We start from the raw sequence: 11,707 nt of genomic DNA on the forward strand, positions 1-11,707 counted from the left end.
CGGATATAAAACTCACCCCAACCCGTACTGGAGACTGCGCAGCCGGGATCGGCCCAGGTACCCGCGCCAATGATCGGGGAATCCCCCACGCGCCCGTAGCGTTTGTTGGTCATACCGCCGGTGGATGTGCCGGCCGCCAGATTGCCCTTGGCATCCAGTGCCAGCGCACCCACGGTCCCAAAGTACGCCTTGCCCGGCAGCACCAGCGGAGTATTGGAGGCCTGCGCTTTGGCTTCCTCTTTCAACGCATCTTGTAATGCCTTCCAACGCTTTTCGGTGCGGAAATACGCCGGATCCACCAAGGTGATGCCCTGTTCTTTGGCGAAGATTTCGGCACCATCGCCGACCATCATCACGTGTTTGGATTTCTCCATGATCGCGCGCGCCAGCGTGATCGGATTTTTGACCCGATGCAGACCTGCCGCAGCCCCAGCCATGCCGCTGCTGCCATCCATGATGGATGTGTCCAGTTCATTGCGCCCATCGTGGGTGAATACCGCACCCCGCCCGGCATTGAATTGCGGGGCGTCTTCCATCACGGTGATCGCGGCAGTCACCGCATCTACCGACGAGCTGCCACCCTGCAATTTGGCGTAACCCACACGCAGTGCGGTTTCCATCGCCTTGCGGGCGTCGTCTTCCTCTTGTGGGGTCAAATCGCCCGGCTCCACACCGGCACCGCCGTGAATCACCAGCGTGGGGGTATCCAATGCCACCAGCACGCCATCCCGCACCGCGTAGTTGCGCGCAAACGCGGGCTTTTCTACTTCACCTGTCGGCAGATGCAAGACTGAGCCCGAATCCGCACCCACCGCCCATAGGCGATCCAAGCGCATCGCGTGTTCTTCGGCCTGTTTGCGGTTAAACCCACCATGCACCACGGTCACGCCCGCCCCGCGTGCGGTGGCGTACACGCGCGCGGTGCCATCGCCCTCCACCGCCACTGCGGCGCGTTCGTCCACGCCCAAACCGATCAGCGGGCGGCCGGCAAGTTCTTCACTCTTGGCCAAAAACGCCACCAGCCGGCCCAGCCGCGCGCGCTCGCTGAAATGGGTGTCGGTAATCACGCCTTCCAGCAAAGAAAAATTGAGAAAGCCGGTTTCAATCGTGTTGCTGTCCCCCAGCGGGTCGGCCAGCGCGCGCGGGCTGGTGATACTGCCGCCGTCCATTGCGCCATACAGGTATTCCCCTTGAATCGCCAAACCGGCACTGGTACCGCCCAGCGGCTTGCCGGCTTTCACATGATCGTTCAGCGCTTTGGCCAACGGCGTGCCGCGCCAATAACGCACATACCGCGCCTGGTCACCACCGGCGATGAAGATGCCATCGGCGTGCCGGATTGCGGCGATGATCTTGGGATCACTGGCGGCCTCGCGATCCTTGAAAACGAAGGTTTCCGCCGATTGAATCCCGCCGACCTTGTTGAAGAATTCTTCGCCGATCTGGCCGCCCAACGATGCCCGCAAAATCACGATATGGCCATTGCCGGCTTTGTTCATGAACCAATGCATGGCGTCAAAATTGCGATCACCGCCGCCCATCAGCAGCAGGCCTGGCTGCACCTTGCCGGGGGTCTTGGCATTGACATTCCCGATCACGTAATGATCGACATTGGCCGCTCGCAATGGGGACGCGGGCAGCAGCACCAGCAAGGCTGTCAGAAACATCGCGCAGCCGGCAAATCGCTTCATCGTCACACCCCTCTTGATATTGGCAATACCCTAGTAGACGAAGGTACAGGCATTTCCCCCCGCCCACTGGGCGCGCAATCCGCTATCGTGCCGGAATGGCACAAGCACCTCTTGACCACTGGTTCGTCAACCAAATCTTGATCCACGAGACGGCCCTGCTGCGCTATCTGCATCGGCATTGGTCGCACCCGGACGAGGTTCCTGATTTACGCCAAGAGCTGTATGCACGGGTGTATGAAGCGGCGGCAAAAGGACTGCCAACCCAGCCCAAAGCATTCTTGTTCACCAGTGCCCGCCACCTGATGACCGACCGCCTGCGCCGCAACAAGGTGGTCTCGATCGAGCCGATGGGTGATTTCGACCCTTCGCACGTCCTGATAGAAGACGTGTCACCAGAACGCTGGTGTGGCGGCCGCCAATCGTTGCATCGATTGGCGACTGCCTTTGATCAGCTGCCCGACCGTTGCCGCGAAGTAGTTTGGTTGCGCCGGGTAGAGGAGCTGCCGCAGAAGGAAGTCGCAAAGCGTCTTGGAATCAGCGAGAAGACCGTGGAAAAACACATTGCCAAGGGGATGCGCCTGCTCGCCGATGCACTGTCTGCGGAAGCTGGCACTCACCCGCTTTTTGCCCACACCGTGAACTCCGACGATGTTCAGCACCACGCAGACTGACATCGAGGCCCGCGCTGCGGATTGGTTGGCGCAACGTGACAGCGCGCAATGGTCTGCCGCAGACGCGCAGGCACTGGATGTGTGGCTGACAGCCGATACCCGGCATCGCGTGGCATTGCTCCGGCTGCAGGCGCACTGGCAACAAGCTGGCCGCTTGCAAGCACTGGGGGCAGGTTGGACTCAAGCTGGGCCGCCACCGCGCGGGTTCTGGCAGACCCCTGCCAGCAGTCGTCGTGAACAAATGTTGCAAGCCGTGTTGCATCGCCCCGCTACCCGACAGGCGCGCTCACGCAACCGGCTGCACCACGTCGCCAGCATGGCCGCATTGGCTGGTTGCTGCGCAGTGCTGGTCAGTTGGGCTTGGCGCAATTACACCCATGTGGATGCCACGTCGTATCGCAGTGCGGTGGGCGAAATCCGCACCCAAGCGCTGCAAGATGGATCGCACGCAATCCTTGCCAGCAATACCCGCATCGATGTGCAATTGGCACGTACGCATCGCGACGTTGCATTGGTACAGGGCGAAGCCATTTTCGAAGTAGCCAAAGATCCACAACGTCCGTTCGCGGTGGCGGTGGGTGGTTATCGTGCAGTGGCCGTAGGTACCCGTTTCTCGGTGCGCCGCGACCAAAACGATCTGCGCGTAGTGGTCACCGAAGGCACTGTGCGCCTGGATGCTCCAAGCACCGACGGGCATTCCTCTCCGTCATCCATGCTTCCGGCCGGCAGCGTCGCCCTGGTGCATGATGGCAGCGTGCTGGTGCGCAGCCTGAGCGTGGCCGATGCCGGCCAATTGCTGGGCTGGCGCGATGGCTGGCTGGTGTTCCGGGATACCCCACTGCAAGACGCTGTGGCTGAGTTCAATCGCTACAACACGCGCAAATTGAGAATTGCCGATGCCGAGGCCGGAGCATTGCGCATTGGCGGCAGCTTCCGCTGGGATAACGAAGAGACTTTTGTACGCCTGCTGGAAGCCGGGTTCCCGGTTCACGCCGACACCACGCCCACACAAATCACCCTGTCATCACGTTGAGCGTGATGGGGCGGGATTTCGGATCATCGTTCGTCCTTCTTTATGTAACGGCACCATGTCGAGTGCCCCTGGGGAAACTGTTCGTCATGAAACCATCACGCCCGCTCCGCGCCCTGTTGTTGTCACTGGCTTGCACCGCAGCGCTGGCTGCACAGGCACAAACCTCCCCCCGCCTGGATATTCCCGCCGGTGATTTGACCTCGGCGCTGGATGCGTATGCGCGCCAGTCCGGCACCCAACTGGTGTACCGCGCCGATCAGCTGCAGGGCGCACGCAGTGCCGGCCTGAGCGGACAAACCGCCTCGCCGCAGGCGTTGGATGCGCTGTTGAAAAACAGCGGCTTCCGCGCCCAGCGCGATGCCTCCGGCGCGGTCCTGATCGTACCGGCAGCCGCCGCCAAACCTGCAGCGCCTGCGGCCAAGCCCGCACCTGCGGCCAAGCCCACACAAGCGACCACTGACGCACCAGTCACCAATCTGCAATCGGTGCAGGTGACCGGCTCGCGCATCCCGCGCGCACAGGTGGAGGGCCCGGCTCCCATCACCGTGGTCAGTGCCGATCAGATCAAAGCGGCCGGCTTCACCAGCGTGCCGGAAGTGCTGCGCTCACTCAGCCAGAACAGCGGCAGCGTGCAGGGCCAGCAGAACACTACCGGCGCGCAATCCACACCGGGCGCCCAAGCGGTGGATCTGCGTGGGCTTGGCCCCAACCACACCTTGGTGCTGATCAATGGTCGCCGTATTGCCGACTTCCCGCTGCCGCTCAACAGCCGCAGCAATTTCACCGATATCGGCAACATCCCGTTGGGCATGATTGACCGCATCGAGGTGCTGACCGGCAGTGCCTCCGCCGTGTACGGCTCGGACGCCATGGCCGGGGTGATCAACTTCATCCTCAAAAAATCCACCGATGGCACCACCATTGATTACCGCTATGGCGATACGCAACACGGCGGTGGCCAATCGCATAATCTGACCCTGACCACCGGCTTCGAGCACGATGCGTTTACCGGCATCGTGGGCTTGGAGCTGATCGACAAACGCCCCCTGTGGGGCTATCAACGTCGCAACCAGGACTCCACCCTGGACTCGCCGATCGCACGCCGTCGTCTGCCGCGCCTGACCGCTCAACTTTACGACTGGGATGATGATGTCAACATCGCGCCAGCCGATGACTGCAAGGCAATGTCGGGCTTGAACGAGGGCACCACGGTACTGGCCGCAGACCGCTACGGCGAACCGTATTGCGGCAGTGACCGCGCAATTGCCTATCGCACGATCCAGAATTCACGCCGCGGCGCCAATGTCTATGGCGCGTTTGAATATCGCATCTCCGACAGTCTGTCCTGGTTTGCCGATCTCCAGCTTGGCTACCAGAAGGTCAAGCTGTTGACCGGTACCAATGGCAACGATGTGGCCAGCGACCACATGGGTTGGGAGTTCCACGATCCAAACTCGACCAACAACTACCGCAACAAGATGTTCTACAACGCCAACACTGGGCACTACGAGATCTGGTCGCGGCAGTTCACCCCGGAAGAGATCGGCGGCCTTGAAAACCGCATGAATGTCACGACCGAGAAAACCTTCGCCATTACCACGGGCTTCAAGGGTTTTTGGGGTGAAAACTGGAGCTGGGAAGCGGCTTACAACCATTCGCAGTACAAGGCTGACGTCGGTATGCCGCGGATCAAGGCCGCTGCCGCCAACGCATTGTTCCTGGGCCCGCGCCTGGGCTACGACGCCGATGGCTATGCGATCTACGCACCGGATCCGGCACGCCTGTTCACACCCATCACGCAATCGGAATTTGCCTCCATCGCGGCAATGTCCACATTCCGTCCGAAGGCCGCCAATGACAATCTGAGCTTTACCTTCGATACCCCTGCGCTGTTCACGCTGCCGGCCGGTGATGCCGGTTTTGCCGGAGTCGTGGAATATGGCCGGCAGACCTACCGCATCAACCCCGATCCATTGGCATTGACCAACGATGCCTATTACGGCCCGCAATATGGCGACGGTAGCGGTAGCCGCAACCGCTGGAGCTTGGCCGGCGAACTGCGCTTGCCGCTGCTGAATTCACTACTGGCCAGCGTGGCCGGTCGCTACGACCAGTACAGCTACGGCGGTAAAAATCCGGGCAAGTTCACCTACAGCGCCGGTCTGGAATGGCGCCCACTGGACAGCTTGCTGGTGCGCGGTTCTTACGGCACCGGCTTCCGCGCCCCGGACATGCACTATCTGTTTGCCACCAACGATTACTACCGCACCCGCTACGCTACCGATTACTACCAATGCCGTTCGGCGGAAGCCGGTTGGAGCGATGCCGATTGCTATGACGACGGCGGCTATGACGTACCCACCTTCGACGTCTATACCGGCAACATCAATTTGGATGTGGAAACCAGCAAATCCGCCACGCTTGGTTTTGTTTGGTCGCCCAGCGCCAGTTTCGATATCGCGGTGGATTACTACAGCATTCAAGTGTCCAACCAAGTGCAGGTGCAAGATCGCGATTTCTTGCGCATCACTGAAGCCAACTGCCGCCTCGGCAAGACCGATACCGGCGCCAGCGTGGATATCAATTCGCCGACTTGCCAAGACGCCATCGCACGCACCATTCGCGACAGCAACGGCGACATTGTCAGCATGCACTTTGCACCGATCAACATCGCGCAGGAAAAAACTTCAGGCGTCGATGTCACTGCCAACTATCGGCTGCAGACTGCCGCTGCCGGTAATTTCCGCTTCAGCGGCAACTACAACTGGACACGCCGGCATACCCGCCAGCAGTATCCGGGTGACCCCACCGAAGACATGCTGGATGTCAGTTTTGCCGACACCACCTTGCCGCGCACCAAGTCCAACCTTGGCGTCACTTGGGACCGGGGTGCGTGGGGTGCCAGCCTGTTTGGCAACTATCTGGGCCGCGTGGCGAACTACAACAACGACGCATGGACGCAGTCCACTTGGCGCTTCAACGCCGGTGCACGCTATGACATCAACGACCACCTGCGCCTGGCACTGACCGTCGATAACCTGTTCGACAAGATGCCGCCGAAGGATGCCACCTGGGGTAATTACCCCTACTACGACACCTCGTGGTTTGACAGCATTGGCCGCAGCTTCTTCCTGCAGTTGACTTGGAAGCTGGGCGGCAAAGCGCTGGAGTAATGAGCAGTGCACCGGGCCGCTGATGCGGCGCGGTGCGACGTTGACCCAGGTTGCGGGGGCTTGCATGCCACGTGCAAGCCTCTGCGGCAGCTTGATCCTGCAGGCTGAATTCGGATCAGACCTGCACCACCCGCAACGGGTTGTCCCACGCTTTCAGCAACTCGGCTTGGCGCGTTCTTGCCTTGTGCAAATGCGCTTCCTTGACGTGGCCAAAGCCGCGAATGTGCTCGGGAATGCTGGCGATATCGGCCGCCAGATCCACGTTGCCGGCATCCAGTCTGGCCAGCAGACCCGTGACGGTTGTTTCGTACTCGCCAATCAGTGCGCGCTCGCTGCGGCGTTCTGCGCTGTAGCCGAACACATCCAGCGGCGTGCCACGCAGGCTGCGCAGCTTGGCCAGTACGCCAAACGCGGTGAACACCCATGGGCCGTATTCTTTTTTCACCAATTGGCCTTGCGCATTCTTCTTCGCCAACAGCGGCGGGGCAAGGTGGAACTTCAATGTGTAATCACCTTCAAACTGCGCTTCCAGGTGTTTGCGGAAGTTACCGCTGGTGTACAGGCGCGCTACTTCGTACTCATCCTTGTATGCCATCAGTTTGAAGAAGTAGCGGGCCACCGCTTCCGACAGATCGCTGCTGCCCGGTGCCTTGGCAGACTCCGCAGCACGCACCTTGCCCACGAAGTCGGTATAGCGTTTGGCGTAGCGGGCGTTTTGATAGTCGGCAAGGAAAGCAGCGCGACGCGAGATGACTTCATCCAGTGAGCGCGACAGGTGGGCATCGTCGAGCGGCGCAAACGCGGCTTCGCCCGCGCCGGTGGCAGGCACATGGCGCAGCGCATCGCCATCGCGCAGGCCGGCAGTGAACGGGGTGAGCCCCGACTCACCCGCATCGTTGGCGGTCGCACCCAGCACCGGCAACACATGTGCCTTCGCTTCGGCGGCGGTGGGCGCATTGCGCACGATGCCGGCGGCGTCGATCACGGCCGGCAGATCCACCACCGCCAAGCGGCCCCATGCAAACGCGGTCTTGTTCATCTCCACCGCTGCGCCGTTGAGCTCGATGGCGCGCATCAATGCTTCGAATGAAATCGGCACCAACCCCTGCTGCCACGCATAGCCGAGGATGAACAGATTGGCGGCGATGGCATCGCCGATCAGCGCGGTGGCGATCTTGGTGGCATCGATTTGCAGCGGTGCGCCGCCGCCCAGCGCGGTACTCACCGCCTTGACGATATCGGCGGCGGGGAACTGCATGTCCGGGCGGGTGGTGAAGGTGCCGGGCATCGCCTCGTAGGTGTTCATCACCACGCTGCTGCGCTCGGGGCGGATTTTGGAGAGCACCCAATAATCGTTCACCACCACCATGTCGCAGCCCAGCACCAGGTCGGCTTCACCCGCAGCAATACGCACCGCGTGGATATCGGCTGGCGTTTTGGCGATGCGGATATGGGTGGTGACGGCGCCACCCTTCTGCGCCAGACCGGTCTGGTCGAGCACCGTGGCGCCCTTGCCTTCCAGATGGCCGGCCATGCCCAGCAACGCGCCAATCGTGACCACGCCGGTGCCACCGACGCCGGTGATCAGGATATTCCACGGTTGCGACAGGTCACTGCGAATCTGCGGTGCCGGCAAGTTGGCCAGACGCTCAGCGGCATTGACCTTGCTGCCCTTGCGCACCTTGCCGCCATGCACCGTGACGAAGCTGGGGCAGAAGCCTTCCACGCAGCTGAAATCTTTGTTGCAATCACTTTGGTTGATGGCGCGCTTGCGGCCGTATTCGGTTTCTTTGGGTAGCACGGACACGCAAAAACTTTTCACGCCACAATCGCCGCAGCCTTCGCACACCAGCGAATTGACCATGACGCGCTTGGGCGGATCCACCAACTTGCCGCGCTTGCGACGGCGGCGTTTTTCGGTGGCGCAAGTTTGGTCGTAAATCAGGATGCTGGTGCCTTGAACCTCGCGCAGCATTTTCTGCACGGCGTCCAGATCACGGCGGTCGTGGAAGCTCACGCCATTCGGGAAGATCGAAGGATCCGTCCACTTGTCGATGTCATCGCTGACCAGCGCGATGGTCTGCACGCCTTCCGCGCGCATCTGCGCGGCGATCTGCGGCACGGTCAAGGTGCCGTCCACCGGCTGGCCGCCGGTCATCGCCACCGCATCGTTGTAGAGAATCTTGTAGGTGATGTTGACGCCTGCTGCAATCGACTGGCGGATCGCCAGCGAACCGCTGTGGAAATAGGTGCCATCACCCAGGTTCTGGAAGATATGCGGGGTGTCGGTGAATGGTGCCTGCCCCGCCCACGTCACACCTTCGCCACCCATATGGGTGAAGGTGTCGGTGCTGCGGTCCATCCACGTCACCATGTAATGGCAACCGATGCCGCCTTGTGCGCGGCTGCCTTCCGGCACCTTGGTCGATGTGTTGTGCGGGCAGCCGGAGCAGTAATGCGGCACGCGCGGGAAGTTGGCGCGCGGCAATGCCAGCTCACCTTCCTTGTTTTCCATCCATGCCAGCACCGCGTCGATCTTCTCGCTGCGATGAAAGCGCTGCAGGCGGCGGCCGATCACGCCGGCAATCGTGGCCGGGGTGAGTTCGCCGGTGGACGGCAGAATCCACTCGCCGCTCTCGTCGTACTTGCCGACGATGGACGGGCGCGCGCCCCAGGCATCCGGCCAGTTGTAGAACTGTTCCTTCAACTGGCGCTCGATGAAGGCCTTCTTCTCCTCCACCACCAGGATGTCTTCCAGCCCGCGGGCGAAGCGCTCGATGCCCTGCGGTTCCAGCGGCCAGGTCATCGCCACCTTGTACACGCGGATGCCGATGTCGCGGCAGGTCGCTTCGTCGAGGCCCAGGTATTCCAGCGCCTGCAGCACGTCGAGATACGACTTGCCGGTGGTGACGATGCCCAGCCGCGCGTTCGGCGAATCCATCACCATGCGGTCGATGCCGTTGACGCGCGCGAACGCCTGCGCCGCCTTCACCGCATAGCGGTGCAGGCGCATCTCCTGCTCCATCGGCGGGTCCGGCCAGCGGATGCCGAGGCCGCCGACGGGCATTTCGAAATCGTCGTCGCCCGGCAGCACGATTTGCAACGCATGCGGATCGACATCGACCGAGGCGGAGGACTCCACCGTCTCGGCGATGGTCTTGAAGCCCACCCAGCGCCCGGTGTAGCGGCTCATCGCCCAGCCCAGCACGCCCATGTCGAGGATGTCCTGCACCCCGGCCGGGTTGAGCACCGGCATCATCGCGCTGACGAATTCGTCCTCGCTGCCGTGCGGCAAGGTGGAGCTGCGGCAGGCGTGGTCGTCGGCGGCCAGCGCCAGCACGCCGCCGTGCGCGGAGGTGCCGGCGGCGTTGGCGTGCTTGAACACGTCGCCGCAGCGGTCCACGCCCGGGCCCTTGCCGTACCACATGGCGAACACGCCGTCGTGCCTGGCGCCCGGGAACAGCCCTGGCTGCTGGGTGCCCCAGACCATCGTCGCGCCGAGATCCTCGTTGAGACCGGGGGTGAACTTCACCTTCGCGTCCTGCAGGTGTCGCTTCGCCCGCCACAGTTCCAGGTCAAAGCCACCCAGCGGGCTGCCACGGTAGCCGCTGACAAAGCCGGCGGTATCCAGGCCCGCGCGCTCATCGCGCAGCTTCTGCATCAGCGGCAACCGCACCAGTGCCTGCACGCCGGACAGATAGATCCGGCCTTCGATACGACGGTACTTGTCCTCCAGCGTGTAGTCGGTATCCAGCACATCGTGGGTGAGCAACGACTTGGCGGATTCGGGCGAGGACAGTTCGGCGGTGCTGGTCATGGCGGACTCCGGAAACGACGAAAACGCCGCGCAGGGCGGCGTTTGTATCCAAATGCCCGCTTGGCGTTCGGCACAATCGCCAAGCAGGCGTTCGAGCAAAGACTCGGTATTTTAGCAGGGAGCGTCGGCCCCGACTTTCAGGTGATGGCATTGTCGTGTGGCACAATCGCCACTGCGTATTTCGCTGGGGAAGAGGGGATGTCAACACAAATCAAGGGACTGGTGTTTGCGCTACTGCTTGTGGGTGTCAGCGCGGGCGCGATTGCTGGCAGCATCAAAGAAAATCGCAAGCTGGTGGAGTCCAGTTTGTTGGTGAAAGGCGATATCGTGATTGCGCCGGATGGCTCGGTGCAGGCGTACACGCTGACCCCCAATGACGCCATGAAGGGGTTAGAAACCTTTCTCGACAACAACATCACCCATTGGCGCTTCAAGCCGGTGGAGGTGGATGGCAAAGCGGTCACCGCCAAGGCCCCGATGAGCCTGCGCTTGGTTGCCACACCCGAAACCAGCGGCAATGGGATGAGTGTGCGCATTGCGGGGACTTGGTTTGGTAGCTCACCGGACATGGCACCAACAGATAAGGTGCGCAGTCAAAAAATGGCACCCCCAAAGTACCCGACCGGGGTCATGATGGTGGGTGGACAAGGCACCGTCTATTTGATCGTGAGCGCAGGGCGCGATGGCCATGTGCTGAATGTGGAAGCAGAGCGGGTCAATCTGATGACCTTGGGTACGGATCGACAAATGGCCGAGATGCGTGAGCAGTTTGCGAAAGCCTCGATTCTAGCGGCCAAGCGCTGGACGTTCATTCCACCCACGACGGGACCGGAAGCCGGGAAAGATCGTTGGAGCGTGCGCGTTCCTGTTGCCTATTTGATGCAAGGCAGTCATCAAGCCCATGCGAGCAAAGCTAATGGTTGGGAAAGCTATATCCCCGACCCATCCCCCAAGCTCATTCCATGGCTTGACAAGGAAGACCAAGATAAATTGGCCAGCGATGCCTTACCTGATGATGGGGTGTACCCGCTGCAACAAGGTGCGCAATTGCTAACTGCCCCCAAAACTTGATGCGCGCACTTGCTGCGGCAGGCGATGGCCTAGTCCTAAGACGGAATCACTTTACCTTTAGCCACATGCTGCTACCGCCATAGCCATGGCCCTTGGGAGTATTCAGTGCATTGACAACAAGCGCGGGGAACCGCTCGTAAGCATAGTAGGAGGCAAACAGGATCTCATACCGTGCGCTGTGTTGAAGCATGGCCTGCAATAAATACTGCTCATTCCAGCTTCTGTTTTCCTCCAGCACCCATGTTTTCAGG

Annotated in this window: 7 protein-coding genes and 1 pseudogene; 4 read left to right on the forward strand and 4 right to left on the reverse strand. The window is 61.4% G+C overall.

Translation table 11 applies throughout. The features are described 5' to 3' along the window. Both QWB57_RS00555 and QWB57_RS00560 read right to left on the reverse strand, forming a co-directional pair. On the reverse strand, window positions 1-734 hold a 734-nt coding region (locus QWB57_RS00555), incomplete at its 3' end, for an isoaspartyl peptidase/L-asparaginase (protein ID WP_288967871.1). A gap of 246 nt (window positions 735-980) precedes the next feature. Beyond that, window positions 981-1,691, reverse strand: a pseudogene (locus QWB57_RS00560) (cyanophycinase); the annotation flags it as partial. A gap of 95 nt (window positions 1,692-1,786) precedes the next feature. Here QWB57_RS00560 and QWB57_RS00565 point away from each other — a divergent pair. From QWB57_RS00565 to QWB57_RS00575, 3 genes are all read left to right on the forward strand, one after another. Beyond that, a complete protein-coding gene (locus tag QWB57_RS00565; protein ID WP_288967861.1) occupies window positions 1,787-2,362 on the forward strand; it encodes a sigma-70 family RNA polymerase sigma factor in 576 nt (191 codons plus the stop codon). Beyond that, window positions 2,340-3,395 carry a FecR domain-containing protein gene (locus tag QWB57_RS00570; protein WP_288967863.1) on the forward strand — a complete coding sequence of 352 codons (1,056 nt, stop codon included), beginning with the start codon at window positions 2,340-2,342 and terminating at the stop codon, window positions 3,393-3,395. The genes QWB57_RS00565 and QWB57_RS00570 overlap by 23 nt, the downstream gene beginning before the upstream one ends. 86 nt (window positions 3,396-3,481) lie before the next feature. Next, window positions 3,482-6,568, forward strand: a complete 3,087-nt coding sequence (locus tag QWB57_RS00575; protein WP_288967865.1) for a TonB-dependent receptor — start codon at window positions 3,482-3,484, stop codon at window positions 6,566-6,568. A 115-nt stretch (window positions 6,569-6,683) separates the two neighbouring features. On the opposite strand, the gene QWB57_RS00580 is transcribed toward QWB57_RS00575, so the two are convergent. After that, window positions 6,684-10,385, reverse strand: a complete 3,702-nt coding sequence (locus QWB57_RS00580) for an indolepyruvate ferredoxin oxidoreductase family protein (RefSeq protein ID WP_288967867.1) — start codon at window positions 10,383-10,385, stop codon at window positions 6,684-6,686. On the opposite strand from QWB57_RS00580, the gene QWB57_RS00585 reads away from it, so the two are divergent. Continuing rightward, window positions 10,329-11,456, forward strand: a complete 1,128-nt coding sequence (locus QWB57_RS00585) for an energy transducer TonB (RefSeq protein WP_288967869.1) — start codon at window positions 10,329-10,331, stop codon at window positions 11,454-11,456. The genes QWB57_RS00580 and QWB57_RS00585 overlap by 57 nt on opposite strands. 46 nt (window positions 11,457-11,502) lie before the next feature. Here the strand turns inward: QWB57_RS00585 and QWB57_RS00590 are convergent. Then, a partial coding sequence (locus QWB57_RS00590) for a hypothetical protein (protein WP_288967870.1) occupies window positions 11,503-11,707 on the reverse strand: 205 nt, incomplete at its 5' end.

This window comes from uncultured Thermomonas sp. (genome assembly GCF_937872235.1).
GTDB lineage: Bacteria > Pseudomonadota > Gammaproteobacteria > Xanthomonadales > Xanthomonadaceae > Thermomonas > Thermomonas beijingensis.

Coding starts and splice junctions, on each gene's coding strand:
- QWB57_RS00565 (WP_288967861.1), top strand. CDS start 1,787: ATGGCACAAGCACCTCTTGACCACTGGTTCGTCAACCAAATCTTGATC.
- QWB57_RS00570 (WP_288967863.1), top strand. CDS start 2,340: ATGTTCAGCACCACGCAGACTGACATCGAGGCCCGCGCTGCGGATTGG.
- QWB57_RS00575 (WP_288967865.1), top strand. CDS start 3,482: ATGAAACCATCACGCCCGCTCCGCGCCCTGTTGTTGTCACTGGCTTGC.
- QWB57_RS00580 (WP_288967867.1), bottom strand. CDS start 10,385: ATGACCAGCACCGCCGAACTGTCCTCGCCCGAATCCGCCAAGTCGTTG.